This window comes from Acinetobacter sp. Gutcm_16 (assembly GCF_028649355.1).
Taxonomy (GTDB): domain Bacteria; phylum Pseudomonadota; class Gammaproteobacteria; order Pseudomonadales; family Moraxellaceae; genus Acinetobacter; species Acinetobacter johnsonii.
Window position 1 is genome coordinate 59,294 of record NZ_JAQSUV010000030.1, and the last position, 16,790, is coordinate 76,083.

16 protein-coding genes and 1 tRNA gene (1 of these 17 cut by a window edge) are annotated in these 16,790 nt (G+C 38.6%); 12 read left to right on the forward strand and 5 right to left on the reverse strand.

The genetic code is table 11. From position 1 onward, the window contains the following. Positions 1-24: 24 nt before the first annotated feature. Both PTT44_RS08120 and rubA read right to left on the reverse strand, forming a co-directional pair. The gene (locus PTT44_RS08120; RefSeq protein ID WP_168158327.1) at positions 25-1,203 is read right to left on the reverse strand and encodes an NAD(P)/FAD-dependent oxidoreductase; all 1,179 of its coding nucleotides are present in this window, start codon (positions 1,201-1,203) and stop codon (positions 25-27) included. Between the two features lie 68 nt (positions 1,204-1,271). Continuing rightward, positions 1,272-1,436, reverse strand: coding sequence for a rubredoxin RubA (gene rubA, locus PTT44_RS08125; RefSeq protein WP_004694381.1), 165 nt, complete (start codon positions 1,434-1,436; stop codon positions 1,272-1,274). 514 nt (positions 1,437-1,950) lie between these two features. Here rubA and PTT44_RS08130 point away from each other — a divergent pair. Further along, positions 1,951-2,493 carry an adenine phosphoribosyltransferase gene (locus tag PTT44_RS08130; RefSeq protein WP_151835828.1) on the forward strand — a complete coding sequence of 181 codons (543 nt, stop codon included), beginning with the start codon at positions 1,951-1,953 and terminating at the stop codon, positions 2,491-2,493. A 35-nt stretch (positions 2,494-2,528) separates the two neighbouring features. Here PTT44_RS08130 and PTT44_RS08135 read toward each other — a convergent pair whose 3' ends face one another. Beyond that, the gene (locus PTT44_RS08135) at positions 2,529-3,035 is read right to left on the reverse strand and encodes a YqiA/YcfP family alpha/beta fold hydrolase (protein WP_004981014.1); all 507 of its coding nucleotides are present in this window, start codon (positions 3,033-3,035) and stop codon (positions 2,529-2,531) included. Between the two features lie 277 nt (positions 3,036-3,312). On the opposite strand from PTT44_RS08135, the gene lysS reads away from it, so the two are divergent. The 4 genes from lysS (at position 3,313) to cysN (ending at position 9,561) form a co-directional block, all read left to right on the forward strand. Next, on the forward strand, positions 3,313-4,839 hold the full coding sequence (lysS, locus tag PTT44_RS08140; RefSeq protein ID WP_273795608.1) for a lysine--tRNA ligase: 1,527 nt from the start codon (positions 3,313-3,315) through the stop codon (positions 4,837-4,839). Between the two features lie 139 nt (positions 4,840-4,978). Next, complete coding sequence (locus tag PTT44_RS08145; RefSeq protein WP_168158326.1) at positions 4,979-6,424, forward strand: capsule assembly Wzi family protein; 1,446 nt, start codon at positions 4,979-4,981, stop codon at positions 6,422-6,424. 462 nt (positions 6,425-6,886) lie between these two features. Beyond that, positions 6,887-7,801 (forward strand): sulfate adenylyltransferase subunit CysD, encoded by a 915-nt coding sequence (gene cysD / locus PTT44_RS08150; protein ID WP_004694369.1) that lies wholly within the window; start codon positions 6,887-6,889, stop codon positions 7,799-7,801. Positions 7,802-7,944: 143 nt separating this feature from the next. Continuing rightward, positions 7,945-9,561: a sulfate adenylyltransferase subunit CysN gene (gene cysN, locus PTT44_RS08155; RefSeq protein ID WP_168158325.1), complete on the forward strand. Its 1,617-nt coding sequence runs from the start codon at positions 7,945-7,947 to the stop codon at positions 9,559-9,561. A gap of 45 nt (positions 9,562-9,606) precedes the next feature. Here the strand turns inward: cysN and PTT44_RS08160 are convergent, their stop codons facing one another. Together PTT44_RS08160 and PTT44_RS08165 are read right to left on the reverse strand one after the other, a co-directional pair. After that, the gene (locus PTT44_RS08160) at positions 9,607-11,106 is read right to left on the reverse strand and encodes a chromosome partitioning protein ParB (protein ID WP_168158324.1); all 1,500 of its coding nucleotides are present in this window, start codon (positions 11,104-11,106) and stop codon (positions 9,607-9,609) included. Positions 11,107-11,376: 270 nt separating this feature from the next. Next, positions 11,377-12,534 (reverse strand): sterol desaturase family protein, encoded by a 1,158-nt coding sequence (locus PTT44_RS08165; RefSeq protein WP_168158323.1) that lies wholly within the window; start codon positions 12,532-12,534, stop codon positions 11,377-11,379. Between the two features lie 242 nt (positions 12,535-12,776). Here PTT44_RS08165 and PTT44_RS08170 point away from each other — a divergent pair, with 242 nt between their 5' ends. The 7 genes from PTT44_RS08170 to PTT44_RS08200 all read left to right on the forward strand — a co-directional run. After that, on the forward strand, positions 12,777-13,298 hold the full coding sequence (locus PTT44_RS08170; RefSeq protein ID WP_168158322.1) for a PadR family transcriptional regulator: 522 nt from the start codon (positions 12,777-12,779) through the stop codon (positions 13,296-13,298). A 9-nt stretch (positions 13,299-13,307) separates the two neighbouring features. Beyond that, the gene (locus tag PTT44_RS08175) at positions 13,308-13,616 is read left to right on the forward strand and encodes a DUF3861 domain-containing protein (RefSeq protein ID WP_168158321.1); all 309 of its coding nucleotides are present in this window, start codon (positions 13,308-13,310) and stop codon (positions 13,614-13,616) included. 22 nt (positions 13,617-13,638) lie between these two features. Further along, positions 13,639-13,899: a DUF2798 domain-containing protein gene (locus tag PTT44_RS08180; RefSeq protein WP_004694355.1), complete on the forward strand. Its 261-nt coding sequence runs from the start codon at positions 13,639-13,641 to the stop codon at positions 13,897-13,899. A gap of 218 nt (positions 13,900-14,117) precedes the next feature. Further along, positions 14,118-15,110: an NAD(P)H-quinone oxidoreductase gene (locus tag PTT44_RS08185; RefSeq protein ID WP_168158320.1), complete on the forward strand. Its 993-nt coding sequence runs from the start codon at positions 14,118-14,120 to the stop codon at positions 15,108-15,110. A gap of 202 nt (positions 15,111-15,312) precedes the next feature. Next, positions 15,313-15,543: a hypothetical protein gene (locus PTT44_RS08190; protein ID WP_238953681.1), complete on the forward strand. Its 231-nt coding sequence runs from the start codon at positions 15,313-15,315 to the stop codon at positions 15,541-15,543. A gap of 146 nt (positions 15,544-15,689) precedes the next feature. After that, positions 15,690-16,595, forward strand: coding sequence for a helix-turn-helix transcriptional regulator (locus tag PTT44_RS08195; protein ID WP_168158319.1), 906 nt, complete (start codon positions 15,690-15,692; stop codon positions 16,593-16,595). Between the two features lie 163 nt (positions 16,596-16,758). Next, a tRNA-Met gene (locus PTT44_RS08200) sits at positions 16,759-16,790 on the forward strand (it continues 109 nt past the right edge of the window).

Sequence of the window (16,790 nt, forward strand, 5' to 3'; positions counted from 1 at the left end):
TATAAATGTCCTTTTATTTAAACTCTAAACCTGTGCTGGAATCAAGTCTGGAACCAGTTTTGTTAATGCTAAACGTTGTTTCGCTGCGGTTGCTCCAAGCAGTACGAAGCCGCGAAGTGTACCTTGACTGTCTAGGGCTTTGGCAATCATGCCATCATCTAACTCTTCAGTTTCCCAGTTCACCTCTGCATCAATTGGTGCAGGTAAAACAGTGAGCGGCGCAGCGGGTGTTTTAACTGCTACAGGCATAGCAGGGTAATGCACCGCAGTGGTCTCGCCATTTAAGGTTTTCGCTAAAGCGCGTGCTTGCTGCATAATTGGCATGACATAAGGTAGCAAGAGTCCATTGACTTCAGCACAATCTCCGACCGCGTAGATATGCGGCTGATTGGTCTCAAGTTGTGTATTGGTCAAAATGCCACGACTGGTTTGAATATCTGCCTCTTTTGCAAGGGAAATGCTTGGTTGTAAGCCAATTGCAGATAAAACAACATCGGCAACTAAAGACTGACCGTTGGCCAAGGTCACAACATAGTCACCATTTTCAATTTTAGACACTTTTTCAACTGTGGTGCCAAGGACAAAATGAATACCCGTTGCCTCAAGGTTTTCTTTAAAGGCACTTGAAACATGCGCTGGCAATAAACGGGCCAAAGGCTGGTTTGCCAAGTCGATAACGGTGGCTTGATGGCCTGTATGTTGTAAATCATTGGCAAATTCACAGCCGATGAGACCGGCACCTAAAATGACTACGCGTTTGTCTGCACGCTTATCAAGTTCTGCACGGAAGGTTTTATAGTCGTCTAGATTGTTTACAACTTGAATGTTATTGCTTCCATCGCCCGCAATGGCTAAGCGAATTGGGTTTGCACCTACCGCTAAAACCAATTGAGAGTAGGGCTGTGTAGATTCAGCGCCATCTTTAATAACGGTTAACTGCTGCTGTTCAGCATGAATCTCTTTCACCCAAGTATGCGTGGCAATTTGCATTTTCAGTTGTGTTGCCATTTTCTCTGCATCACCCAAAGCAATCTGTTCAGGCGCTTTGTTGGCAACAAAGGCATTGGACAATGTTGGTTTGGCATAATTAGTCGCATCATCTGCACATAGCATAAGCAGCTCTTGTTCAGGGTTCAGCTTGCGAAATTCACGTGCTACAGCATAGCCTGCCATACCTGAGCCAATGATGACGATGGGATGCATAAGGTTCTCCAGAGATTATTTTAAAGACGTAAAAAAAGACCATGCTGCATGGTCTTTAACACTATGAATTAGATTTCAACCATTTCAAAATCGATTTTTGACACGCCACAATCTGGGCAAGTCCAATCGTCAGGGATATCGTCCCATTTTGTTCCCGCTACGATGCCATCTTGTGGCCAACCTTCTGCTTCGTCATAAATCCATCCACAAACGATGCATTGATACTTCTTCATTTGACTCTCCAAAACGCTGAACAAGAAAGGGTTCAGCAAAATAATCCATTACGCAAGCTGCTATTCATCTGAGTTGTTAGCATACTTCGCTAATCTAAATTTTTACGCAGTTCTAATACGAATGTAAAGTAAATATCGGAGTTTAATGATTGAATCTATCTGCTAAAAGCGATGATCAGGACAAAACGTATCATTTAAAACCAGATCGCGTTTTGCGAATGTGTGAAGGTTATAGATGATTACATCTAAAAAAGATGCGTTTTTTCAGTCAGCTAGCCTTATAAAATTATTGATGTATAGACTAAGGTCGTGCTGTAAACTCAAAGTTAAATTGCTATTTTAATATTGAGTACATCTATACCTAATATTTATTAAATAAATGATTTAATTAAAAACAATAACTTAAATAAATATTTTAGTTGTTCAGTCGGCTGCATAGCCAGTGCTTGACTGTTTTTTTCACAGATAAAGCTGTAAAATTCATCTATTCCTTTTCAAATTTTATTGATCTCCTATGAACAACTTGTCTACAACGCTGTGGTCGCACATTCGTACGGTCCAAGATTTTCCAAAACCTGGGATTTGCTTCTTCGATTTAACACCATTGTTTATGAGCAATATTGAGCCTTTAACCGACGCGTTAATTGCAAGTATTCCTGCTGAGCAGTTGGCGGAAGTTGACAGTTTTGTTGCTGTAGAAGCGCGTGGTTTTGTGCTTGCGAGCTTATTGGCACAACGTTTAGGTAAGGGTTTATTGTTGGTGCGTAAAGCAGGCAAGCTGCCACCACCGGTGGTGGGTGTGGGTTATAGTTTGGAATATGGATTAGACCGCTTAGAAATGGCAGCCAATACTCCATCGCAAAAAGTGATTATTGTGGATGATGTTTTAGCGACAGGTGGGACATTAAAAGCCGTTAAACAGCTGGTGGCAAAATGTAATCATGAAGTGCTCGGTGCTAGTATTTTTCTTGATTTGCCTGATTTGCATGCTGACTTAGGTTTAAAGATTTGGTCTGTGTTAGATGACAAATCGAAACCAGACTCTGTTGCTGCATAAGCACATTAAAAAGCCTTGGAATCTCCAAGGCTTTTTTATTTATACAAATATTGTTGTTCCAAATGTTCAATTAGCTGATTAATATTTTCAGGTTTAAGTAGTCGGTGATGTCCGCCTTCAACTGCTTGAATCAACATATAATTTTCTAAAATTTCCTGTGCTGCATACATATCGATTAATTCATCTCCCAGCTCTAAATAGGCCACTTGCGGTACATTGTGATCTAAGTCAGTCTCATTAATGCTCGGGTAATCATCGCGAAAGTCAGGCGCTAAGCGTGGGTTGGCAATCACACATGGAATTTGATGTAGCAGCGACATTTTCAATGCCCAATATGCACCAATACAATGTCCAACAATAATTTCAGGTTTTATTTTTTCAATAATATCGTCGTAGAAGCTGGCTACGGTAGAAAAATTGAGATAGCGATAATCGATATCGATACAAAATTTCTGCTTTGCATCAATGGCATGGAATTTAGTGGACTCTCGCGAGGAGTCTAATCCATGCAAAAACAAAATTTTAGATTCGCATCTGCTCATGATTTATCATTCAATTAAAAAACTAAATTATTTTATGAGTGGAGAAAAGTTTACTTTTCCACGATTTATAACATCCATTGTAGAGGGATTAACCGTGAAATGAAGTTAGCTTTTGGTCTAAGAAATAGACAGACCTTTTATACGGTGGGTGTCTTAGCGCTGAAATAAACAGGATGTATACTTTTTTATATACCGCGCGGTTTTTGATGATGCTCATTCGTTTGGAATTCTGCTATGCTATGCAACTTCCGTTTTTTAATACATATACGAGGCAGAGATGACGCAACAAAACGCTCAATCGACTTCTGAACAAGCCATTTCCGAAAACGATTTAATTGCACAGCGTCATGCCAAGTTAAAGCAGATTGAAGATCAAGCCAAACAAACGGGCACTAGCCCATGGCCAAACACCTTTAAACGTGAACATTATGCTCAAGACTTACAAGATCAATTTGCAGACAAAAGCAAAGAAGAAATTGAAGCAGCAGAGCATGTTTATGTGTCTGTAGCGGGTCGTGTGATGTTGAACCGCGGTTCATTCATCGTGATCCAAGATATGACGGGTCGTATCCAGTTATATGTAGCGCGTAAAGAGTTAGCACCAGAAACCTTAGAAACCATTAAGAGTTTAGATCTTGGCGATATTATCGCGGTGAAAGGTTATATTGGTCGTTCTGGTAAAGGTGACCTTTATGTGCATATTGAACACTTTGAGCTTTTAACCAAGTCGCTTCGCCCACTTCCAGATAAATTCCACGGTTTAAACGATACTGAAGTTAAATATCGTAAGCGTTATCTTGACCTGATTGTGAACGAAGAAACACGTAAGACTTTTGAAATCCGTGCCAAAGTGGTTTCAGGCATTCGTGCATTTTTAACTGAAAAGCGCTTCATGGAAGTAGAAACACCAATGATGCATGTGATTCCGGGTGGTGCATCAGCACGTCCATTTGAAACGCATCATAATGCTTTGGATATGCCACTTTTCTTACGTATCGCGCCTGAGCTTTACTTAAAGCGTTTGGTTGTTGGTGGTTTTGAGCGTGTGTTTGAAATTAACCGTAACTTCCGTAACGAAGGTGTTTCGACGCGTCACAACCCAGAATTCACTATGATTGAATTCTATCAAGCTTATGCAGACTATAAAGACTTGATGGAACTTACCGAAAATATGCTTGAACGCTTAGCGCTCGATATCTTAGGTTCAACCGATGTGCCTTATGGTGAAGAAGTGTATAGCTTCAAAGGCCCATTCAAGAAAATTTCAATGTTTGATGCCATTCTTGCACATAACCCACAGTTCACGCCTGAAAATGTCAATGACCGTGAATTCTTGGCTAAATTTGTGCAAGAAGAGCTGAAAGAACAGGTAAAACCAGGTTTTGGTTTGGGTAAACTTCAAACTATCGTATTTGAAGAAACTGTTGAAACTCAGCTACGTCAACCGACTTTCATTACAGAATATCCTGCTGAAACTTCGCCATTGGCACGTCGTAATGATCATAACCCACATATTACGGACCGTTTTGAGTTCTTTATTGGTGGCCGTGAACTTGCGAATGGTTTCTCAGAGTTGAATGACCCGATTGACCAGGCCGAACGTTTCCAATCTCAGGTTTCAGAAAAAGACGCAGGTGATGATGAAGCAATGCACTACGATGCAGACTTTGTTGAAGCACTTGAGTACGGCTTACCGCCGACAGCGGGTGAGGGTATTGGTATTGACCGTTTAGTTATGTTATTCGCTAATGCAGCAAGTATTCGTGATGTGATTCTGTTCCCACACATGCGTCATAAAAACTAAGTTTGATCTGAACATAAAAAGCCCGCATTCATTGCGGGTTTTTTTTGATATTTACAACATTACTAAATAGAAAAGCTTGTAAAAAAGAGATAAAAAAAATAAGGTAACACTAAGCTTTAAGTCCTGAGAATAAAACGGAATGTTTCTAAAAAAAACACTTGCAATCGCTGTGCTAATGGGTGCAACAACGAGTATCTTTGCTCAAGGTCTCGTTTTAAATGATCAAAATTTAAGAACAGATCTAAACTGGTTAAATCAGCAGGGTGTGATTCAAATTAGCACATCTACATGGCCAATGAGCGGTGATGAAATTCAAAGAGTATTGTCTCAGGCTAAAGTTGCGACTCCTGCTCAGCAAAAAGTTATTGAGTCAGTGCGAGCTCATCTCGATCGTGAGAACGCGATGTTTAAAGCACGTTTATTTGCAGAGAGTGATCAAAAGGAAATTCCGCAAGCTTTTGGTGATCAAGAAAAGGCACAGTACCAAGCAGGTTTGGAATTTAATGCCGGTGGTGAAAATTGGGATGTTCGCCTTAGAGTGAATGGAGAAAAAGACCCACAAATTGATAATGGCCATGATGTGAATGTTGAAGGTTCATATATTGCAGGAAAATTGTGGAATCAATGGGTAGTTGCAGGTCAGATACCAACATATTGGGGCCCAGGGCATGATGGGAGTCTTTTACGAGGTGATGCGAGCCGCCCAGTCTATGGCTTTACCGCTCAGCGTGCAGATCAATCAGCTTTTGAAACAAAATGGTTGTCATGGATTGGTCCGTGGCAATATCAAGCATTTGCAGGTCAATTAGATGACTATTCTGCTGTACCTGATGCTAAATTAGTGGGTCTACGTCTTACGGCACAACCTTTACCTTATTTAGAATTAGGCGCTTCACGTGCTTTTCAGTGGGGGGGGGAGGGACGACCAGAAAGTTTTAGCTCATTCTGGGATGCTATGATTGGAAACAAGGATAACGGTGGTACAGGCGAACCAGATCCGTCTAATCAGGTTGCAGGATTTGATGCTCGATTAAATTTTCAGCAGTTGTTGAGTGTGCCTATAAGTCTGTATGGACAATATGTAGGTGAAGATGAGGCTGGTGGTTTACCTTCTAAAAAAATGTATCTTGCGGGTGTGGACTATTCGTCATCTTTTAAAAACATGCCATATCAACTTTATACAGAATGGGCTGATACTCGAACCAATCGGGAAGCACAAGGTATTTCATATAACCATAGTATATATAAAGACGGATATTACCAACATGGTTTCCCATTAGGCCATGCCATGGGTGGAGATGGTGAAATGGTATCTTTGGGTGGTGATATTCGATTCGATGCAATGAACCGTCTAAATGGTCGATTATTATTTGCAAAGGTTAATCAATCTGGTCGTATTACCAATGCCGCCTTTCCTGAAACAGATGATATTAAAGCTATCGATTTAACTTGGTCACATTACTTAAGACCATTTGTACCAATCAAAATTAATGGTTGGTTCAGTGATTCTGATTTACATGGTAATGATGCTGGTGCATCGATTGGTATAGAAATCCCTTTGGATAAGCGCGTTTTTCATTATTAAGATTTGAGAGTGATAATACCCGCATTCATTGCGGGTTTTTTATGGCTCGTGCAATTAGCTGAACTTTCTTTGCTATCATGTTGATATATAAAATCAACAAGCTGTTCTGCATTGAGTGTTATTTTTAGTCTTCTAGGTTGCGGGTTTGGTGAGTCACATACATAGAACCTCAATGAAACCGACTTTAGGTATTTGTAAATGTATTGCCAAGCAGAAATATAGATAAAGAATCGAAGCGTGGAAGGCTGAATACTTTGAATGAAGTTGATGTAATATTTGAGTGTATTTAGGGATTTATGATCATTGAGTAAAACTTATAGATCTTATCAATTTTGTTTTATATGAGGTTTTTGCATATAAATATAATAAAACAAGCAATAGTGTGTATAACTAAATCTTTATAATGAATATATATTTTTACATGTGTAATAAGTACACGATTTTTGTGAGTTGGTGCTGTCAATGTCATTAAATGAGGAAAGACTTACTCATCTTAAACAGCTTGAAGCTGAGAGTATTCATATTATTCGCGAAGTAGCTGCTGAGTTTGAAAACCCAGTAATGCTTTATTCTATTGGTAAGGATTCAGCCGTCATGCTGCATCTGGCGCTCAAAGCGTTCTATCCTGCCAAGCTTCCATTTCCGCTTCTACATGTAGATACGGGCTGGAAATTTAAAGACATGATTGCTTTCCGCGACAACATGGCAAAAACCCATGGCTTTGATTTGATCGTACATCAAAACAAAGAAGGGAAAGATGCGGGCATTAACCCATTTGACCATGGTAGCTCAAAATATACCGACATCATGAAAACTCAAGGCTTAAAGCAAGCACTTGATAAATACGGTTTTGATGCAGCATTTGGTGGTGCACGTCGTGATGAAGAAAAATCACGTGCGAAAGAACGTGTCTATTCATTCCGTGACTCGAAACACCGTTGGGACCCGAAAAACCAACGCCCTGAGCTTTGGAATCTTTACAACGGTAAAGTGAACAAAGGTGAAAGTATTCGTGTGTTCCCACTATCAAACTGGACTGAGCTTGATATTTGGCAATACATCTACTTGGAAAGCATTCCATTGGTTCCACTTTATTTAGCTGCAGAACGTCCTGTGGTTGAGCGTAGTGGCACCCTGATTATGGTTGATGATGAACGTATGCCTTTAAAAGAAGGCGAAGTTCCACAAATGAAATCGGTACGTTTCCGTACTCTTGGTTGTTACCCACTTACGGGTGCAGTGGAGTCAACGGCAAATACCCTACCTGAAATTATCCAAGAAATGTTGCTTGCAACCAGCTCTGAACGTCAAGGTCGTATGATTGACCATGATGAGGCGGGCTCTATGGAAAAGAAAAAGCAAGAAGGTTATTTCTAAAATCTTCCCCCTAACCCCCTCTTTAATAAAGAGGGGAGAACTCCCGAAAAAAAATGGAGGAAAGTCCTCCTTTATCAAAGGAGGATTTAGGTAGATTTGAAGATTAGCAACCGATTTCTAAAGAATATGTGGAGTTTTGAGCAATGTCTCATCAATCAGAACTGATTAGCCAAGATATCTTGGGCTATCTAAAACAACATGAAAATAAAGACTTATTGCGTTTTCTGACTTGCGGTAACGTCGATGATGGTAAGTCAACTTTAATTGGTCGTTTGCTTTACGATTCAAAATTGATTTATGAAGATCAATTGCAAGCGGTAACTCGTGACTCTAAAAAAGTTGGTACGACAGGCGATGCACCTGACTTGGCACTCCTTGTCGATGGTCTACAAGCTGAACGTGAGCAGGGTATTACTATTGATGTGGCTTATCGTTATTTCTCAACTGAAAAACGTAAGTTCATCATTGCCGACACGCCAGGACATGAGCAATACACGCGTAACATGGCGACTGGTGCGTCAACCTGTGATCTTGCAATTATCTTGATTGATGCGCGTTATGGTGTACAAACTCAGACACGTCGTCATACTTATATTGCAAGTTTACTGGGCATTAAGAACATTATTGTTGCGATTAACAAAATGGACTTGGTTGAATTTTCTGAAGCGCGCTTCAATGAAATTCAGACGGAGTATGCAGGTTTTGTGGCGCAATTGGGTGACCGTAAGCCAAACAACATTATCTTTACGCCTATTTCAGCATTGAATGGTGATAACGTTGTCAATAAATCACCAAATACGCCATGGTATACAGGCGAAACGTTAATGGGTACGCTTGAGTCTGTGGAAATTAACCGCAGTTCAGTGACCAACGATTTTCGTTTCCCTGTGCAATATGTGAACCGTCCAAACCTCAACTTCCGTGGTTTCTGCGGTACAGTTGCGCTAGGTGATGTATCGGTAGGTGATAAAATCGTGGCTTTACCATCAGGTAAGTCGTCGACGGTTAAAGAAATCGTTACTTATGATGGGAACTTAGAGCGTGCCGTTGCAGGTCAAGCCGTAACGTTGACGCTGAATGACGAAATTGATATTTCGCGTGGTAACGTACTTGTGCGTGCGGATCAAGCTGCGCCAGAAATTTCACGTTCGGTCAATGCCACGGTGGTTTGGATGGCAGATCAACCGCTGGTGATTGGTAAGTTGTATAACTTAAAAGTGGGCACGCAAACTGTTCCTGCAAAAGTGACTGCAATTAACTACCGTACCAATGTCAATACATTGGAAAAGGTACAAGTCGATAGTCTTGAGCTGAACGCGATTGCTAATGTCACCGTTGAGTTTGATGCGCCTGTCGTATTTGATCGCTACCAAGACAGTCGTTATACAGGTTCGTTTATCTTCATCGACCGTTTAAACAACGTGACGATTGGTGCGGGTATGGTGGAAGAGTCTGTGGAATGGTCTGCGCATAGCAACCCTGTCACAGCGGAAGACCGTGCTGCACGTATAGGTCAAAAACCTGCTGCGGTAACTGTATCTGTGAAAGCCCTAGAAAATACACAAGTACTTGAAAACTTGTTAATTCAACAAGGTGTGGTTGCAATTGCGAAAGCAGGTCTAACTGCTGATCAGGTTGCACTACTACGTGAAACAGGTGTGGTTGTGGTGACTGACCTTGTCGACGGTACAGATGTCGCATTCACTCAAGATGCGGTTGAAGAGCTAGCTGATAAAATTGTTGAATTGGTTCGTCTATAATAGATTGAGCTGATTTGAAGGAGCCCACCGTAAGGTGGGTTTTTTTTATTTGCCAGTTTGAATATATGTAAAATTTAATCTATGTTGTTCAAATAAAGCTGGGACAGCTGTCGCAGCTGTTAACGCTTTATCAATAGTTTCATCATTTTGATCCCAAAATGGATGGTTAAATAAACGATTTAAAAATAATCTTAATTCCGTGGTTTCTGACTCAGACATGATATTGCGATAAAGTTTTTTGTCTTGTGAATCCTTGTCAAATAGCTTAAAAATTGCATTAATCATGGCACTTAAATATGGTGACCAAGTTAACACAGAACCTTTGTGCCAAATTCTTCTTGCTTTAACTGCATCTATATTTGTATCTTTTTTATTTTGTGACCATTTATCAAGGCCGCTTTCTTCCGCTAGAATTTTTGAAAAAATTTGGAAATTTTCTTTTTCATGATCTCGATGGTCATGATCTGAATCGATGGTAGCAATTGCTGGATTAAGGAATAATGTATGTTTGAAAATAGTTTTTCTTAGTAAATCTTGGGATAATGGAAGGTTACTATCTTTATTAGTTTCTGCTGTATATTTTTTAAGAATAGATTGATCATGAGCATTTTTAATAATGGTTGCTTCAAACATATTTTTAACTTCAGTTTTTGATTTTTCTTTAACTAAATATTTGAAGAAATTATTTTCACTATGATTATCATTAGGTAGTTTCTCTAAATATTCCTCCCATTGAATGTTGTACATTTCATTCCATTTTTGGAAAAGTGTGTTGGTATAAAAAGAAACTTGAGCAAGCTTTGAGTGAGCTTCCAAATTAGTTTTTAATAGTTTTTCATATACTACTTTACTTTTTTCTTGATCATCAGGAGAGATATATACTTTTACATCTAATGTTTTTTGGTTATTTAATATTTGTGCTGCTAACTTGTGTTGTCCATCAAAAAGTTTAATTTCATTATTAACTAAACGAGCAATAGATGGTGCTAACTGTGGGTATATTTCTAAATGATTTTTAAGTTGTATGAGCCTTTTGAAGTCGATTACACGTGGTTGTAGGCCTTGTTTGTCATCATTTTTTAACCATGAAATAGGTAATTGTGCATAAAAATAATTTATTTCAAGTTTAGGGTCGGAAAATATATTAAATATTAACTCAGTGGTATGACCTTTTAGAGTAATCGATAGGTCTTTGATTGTATAATGAGTTGACTCTGGGTGGATATTTTTAAAAGCTAAAATATCTTGCAATTTAACTTGATTGTTTTTTGTATCATATAATCTCTTAAGTTTATAAATTTCTTTATATTCTTTAAGATTCAAAGCTCCTTTTTCTCTATTAAATTTTTTCAAAAAAATTCGAATATTAGATAAATCTGTATCACCTCCATTGACGTAGGCTATTAAATGGTCATATTCAATTTTATCACTTTCTAAATCAATAATTTCTCCAGAAATAAAACACCTTAGATCACCATCTGACGATTTTTGAATGTTCTGAACTTTAATTTTTTCAGAATCAGTGAGGTATCTCTTTTTGGTCATAGTAATTCTACACTCTTAAATATAAATTGTTAGTAATCAAAATTTAAAAGACCCTAAGCTTGATATAAATGAAACTTAGAATTTAAATAATTGTTGATCTTAATGTGGTTAAATGAATATATTTAAGATATTATAGTTTTTATTTTTATCTATGCAAGAAATACTGTTGATGAAGATTTTTTGGTTTGTTGTTAAAAAGCATTTTTTTTAAATTAAGATGTTTCTTGATTACTATCTCCATTTATTGTATTACAATTCTTTTCGATATGATCAATCAGAATCTTTGCCAAAACGCTTTTTCAGTTTATTCACATAGCGTTTAAATGGCCACGTAAACTGCTTCACAAAACTGTTTGGAATTTTATAACCCACTGTGCCATATACACTGGCCAAATGATTGGGCATATAAATGGATTTAAACATCACATCATAAAGGGGGATAAAGGCAGCATAGTTTTTATCAATCGCAGGCTGTTCAGAAGAATGATGCCAGTGGTGAAACTCAGGTGTTGCGATCAGCCAGCGCAGATAGGGAAAGCGAAAACGCACGTTGGAGTGAATAAAAATGGCATGGAAAGAAATAAAGACCAAATAAGCAAAGACTGCAGACGTATGAAAACCTAACAAGAAAATTGGCAAGGTTGCAATAAAACGGGTCATTAACACTTCAACGATGTGTAAGCGTGAAGAGGCTAGCCAGTCCATTTGTTCCGTTGAATGGTGAATAGCATGAAAGCGCCATAAAAAGTTCACTTCATGCATCGCACGGTGTAACCAATAGGTGGTGAAGTCCACCACAATCAATAACTCAATAAACTGCAACCAAATTGGCTGCGCCTGCACATAAGGCACAATCGGGTTATTGGGAATATGCGTGATCCAATACTGAATAGGCATGACCGTTAAAAACGAAAAAAGCTGAATGCCAATATGGCTAAACATGAAATATTTCATGTCTGTGACCCAGCCAACGCGCAGAATTTTCTGTTCAGTGTTCTTTGCAAAGAATCCTTCAAGTGGGATAAAGACTAAAGCAAGGATGATTAAGGTAATAACGAAATAATCAAAACCTGCATAAAAGGGTAGAGCAGGCAATGTCGGTACTTTGATCAGCCCACAGCCTAAAATAGCCGCTAAAATGGTGATACACAAACCATAAAAACCATATTTATTCTGTTTAATGATCGCACTATAGGTACCAAAGCCAGCACTGATAACGATACCAAACAGTAAGCTATAGTAGAAAACATCATAGTGTTTGCTATATAGCGGACGTAGTTCTGGTGTGGTGAGCACAGTGGGAAATAAAAAACATAAAGCAGCAAAAATACCCAAAAAGCCTAAGGAAACAGAAAGAAATGCACTGATCTTACCTTGCCCAGCATTGAGTTGTAGGTTTTCAAATTTTTTTCTAAGTTGATCTGTCATTTTAATTTAATTCTGAATTTTAGGAGTTTTGTCAGAGTTAGCTTGAGGGTGTGAGCATGCAAGCAGAGGTTAAATTTTAGCGGTATTACAACTGTTCAGCAATCTTATCTAAAAATATCAAGTAATCCTTCACGTTTATCCATTCGATCTTAAATTTTGATGTTCTATTTCAGGGCTTGAGGTTGCAATCCTTAAAAAGTAGATTAAGATATATCTTAATAATTTAAAGATATATATTTTTTATGTCTAGAGCACAAAAAGTTGAACCCTTTGCTGATTTAGAGACAGTACCAGTGTTACGTAAGCAGCGCTTATTTGAAGCGGGTCAGATGAAACTTTTAGCCTTACATCTCATTTCATTCGCGCCTAAATATGGCTATGACCTTATTAAAGAGGTGGGTGAAATTGTGGGAGGAGGCTATTGCCCAAGTGCAGGAACGATCTATCCAACCTTGAATTATTTGGAAGAGCAACAGTTTGTTCATGTAGCGTTAGATGATGCTCAACGCAAGCAATACCGTATAACGGCCTTGGGTTTGAAGCATCTTGAGGTTGAGAAAGCGATCGTAGAAAAGATCTTATCTCGTTTTGATACGCGTAAACAAATTCAAAATAATGAACAATATCTTGATATTAAACGTGCGATGGTAAACCTCAAAGCTTCTTTAAAGCTCAAGATCCAATACAGTGAGCTGAGCGCTGAACGAATTCGTGTTATTGCAGAACAAATCGATCAAGCAGCGGTGAATATTGCACGTCTCTAGGAAAACAGAATGAAACAACATACTTATGAAGTCACCCTCAAACACATTGCAGATGCTCAAGGCAACCCATCGACCTATACTGATATTTTGAGTTTTAACAGCTATAACCATGATGATATTTTGAAAGTGTTACAGGTGATTCAAAACAGTCAAATGCTGGATGATGAGGCAGCGAAATCATTTGCTGTTGGTTTAAAGCTCTTTAGTGAGGTGATGCTAGAGCATAAAAGCCTTCCGCTCTTTAAAGATTTTATGCCACATTTTGGGCAGTTTATGAAAGCTTTAAAACAAACCGTTAAAACGCAAAGTCAAAGCTAATTTTTATTTACTCAGGTCGATTATGTTCAACACGCTCCCAAAAATTCATATCAAACACTTAAATTGGTTAATGCCTTTATTACTTTCAGGTCTGATGAGTGGCTCTATTTCTGGTTTTAACTTACTGTTAAATAAAGGCTTAGTGCATAATTTCTTCCATCTTTGGCTCAAAAGCTGGAGCTTATCTTGGTTGATTGCATTTCCTCTGATTATGGTGTTTTTGCCTTTGGTTCGTAAATTTCTAATGCAGTTTGTATCTTTGCCTGACCAGCCACGTAACTGAATAGCTGTGCTTTTCATTTGGCCCGAATTGGTCTAAATAATGTTTGAGAGGGATGTTGAGTGCAGTCGCAGCTTGCTTTTTTATCAATGATCAGTGCTATCACGCAGCAAAATAGTCTTCAGACTATACATAAGTACGGTGTTATTCATTTCAATTTATTTCTATGATCAAATAGGTCTATGAAACTTGAAAAATATCGCAAGAGTTAGGAATAAATCATGTCACAAACAACGATGCAACAGGTCATTATTACAGAGCCGGGTGGTGTGGATATGCTGGCATATGAAACAGTGGTTATCCCTGAAGCAAAGGCAGATGAGGTTTTGGTTAAAGTCCATGCGTTTGGCATTAACCGTCCAGATATTTTACAGCGTCAGGGTTTATATCCAATGCCGCCTGGGGTAACACAAGTGCCGGGGCTTGAGGTTGCAGGTGAGGTCGTTGCAGTTGGAGCTGAAGTTACCCAGTTTAAATTAGGCGATAAAGTTTGTGGTTTGACCAATGGTGGTGGTTATGCAGAGTATTGTGTGGTTCCACAAAGCCAAACTTTACATATTCCAGAAAATGTAAGCTTTGTGGAAGCGGCGGCTATTCCTGAAACTTTTTTCACGGTCTGGGCCAATGTGTTCCAAATGGGTAAAGCTAAAGCAGGGGAAGTGGTGTTGGTACATGGTGGAACCAGTGGTATTGGCACCACGGCACTCATGCTATGTAAAGCATTGGATATTAAAACCTTTGCAACCGTCGGCAGCGATGAAAAAGTACAAGCCATTGCGAATTTGACAGATGCCATCAATTATAAAACCCAAGACTTTGAACATGAGATCAATGAGAAAACGGATAATGCGGGTGTTGATGTCATTTTAGATATGGTGGGCGCACCGTATTTAGAAAAGAATTTGAACTTGCTCCGCCGCGATGGACGTTTGGTTTATATTGCTTTTTTAGGTGGTGCAAAAGCCAAAGAGGTTAAATTGGGGCAAATTATGATGAAGCGCTTAACCATCACAGGCTCGACCATGCGTGCACGAAATACGGCTGAGAAAGCTGAGATTGCACAAGGTTTACAAGATCATGTAGCACCGCTATGGGCCAAGGGCGAGTGCTTGCCAATGATTTATCAAACTTTTGAGTTCGATCAGATACAAGCAGCGCATGCGTGCATGGACACGGGTGAGCACGTGGGTAAAGTTGTGGTAAAAATTCTGTAATATTTCTATAGTATAAAAAGTAGAGCTGACCTAGTGTCAGCTTTTTTTTGCCTAAAATTTTGCCAAAAAATAAAAATAATGTACTGAAAATAGAAAATAATTTAACAAAGATTAAAAAATGATAACTGTTCGACACAACCTGTCAAAACTGTAGTGTAAATTTTCAACTAAATTTAAACCTGACAAATTTACGTGGTTTTAAATGAAAAATAAAACAGAAAAGAGGGTTGTCATGAAAATTTTATCGACATCATATACACATGCGCATGGTTTCCGTGCGCTCAAGCGCTTGCATAAGGCGGTTATCTATAATAGTGTTTTACCTGATGAGTTACACAAGTTGTATAAAGCCTTAATTCATTTTGAGCGCTATATAGAGCGATTAGCGCATCAGCAAACCGCTGTAAAGAAGAAGAAATCTAACAAACATTGAACGCTTTTTTTTGATAAAAAATGACATAGCTTGAAAGCTGACCGTTTGTCTTTTACTTAATATTATTCAGTGATTTATATTGAATATAATGCTTAGGCATTTAACTATAAATAAAGACACAACATTGATTGTGCAGCGAGGGTAATATGAAGCGTAAAGCTTCAACACATGAACGCCTTGCGGAGCGTTTAGCAAATATTTTGACTAAATTAAATACTGGGTATCAATTGGGGGTTGCAGAACTAGCACATGAATTTCAGGTGAGTACTCGGACAATAGAGCGAGATTTTGATCGTCTCAATACGTATTTGCCTTTACTTCAAGATGAATATACCAAGAAGTACTTTTTAGATCCTGTTTATCTTGGGCGCTTTAAACTACAAGACATTCAGAACTTTGCGCAGCTTTCTGGGATCAGTGAGCTCTATCCATCTCTAGATATGTCTTTTCTACGTGGCCTGCTTGATGAGCGAGCGAATCAAGTGTTCTCTGCCAAAGGTTATTATTATGAAAATGCACAGCAATTTGCTGAACATTTTCAGGTTTTTGCTGGTGCGATTCATAAGCGTCAAAAAATCAGTTTTATTTATAATGATCGTTTGCGCCATGTTGATCCGTATCGTTTAATTCATCATCAGGGAAGTTGGTATTTGGCTGCAGCTGTAGCTGATGAATTACGTGCTTATCGTTTAAGTAAAATAGATCAAGTGGTTGTACATGAGTCGGAGCTTTTCGAGCACCATTTAGAAGTTTTGACCCAATTAGAGCTTAGTGAGGGGATTTGGTTTGCAAAGCATAAGCAAACGCTGAAAATATCGGTTCGACCTGAAGTTGCTTTATATTTTAAGCAACGTCTATTATTGCCAGAGCAACAAATCGTACTAGAAGATGCATCGGGTGGTTTATTAATTGATTGTCAAATTTGCCATGAAATGCAACTTTTACCTTTGGTACGTTATTGGATTCCATACATTAAAATTATTGAGCCAGCTCATTTTCAAGAAAAATTAGAACAAGATCTGCAACATTACTTATTACCACCCTTATCGTAATAAACGAATGAGATATTATTTTTAAGAGAGTCAATGTGCTCTCTTTTTTTGTGCATTGCATTATGCTTTTTCTGTAGGCATAAAAAAACCAGCTTAACGCTGGGTTCTTTATATGCACCATACTTAGAAGTATAAGAATGGTGCCCGAGGCCAGACTCGAACTGGCACGCTTTGTGGGCGGGGGATTTTAAATCC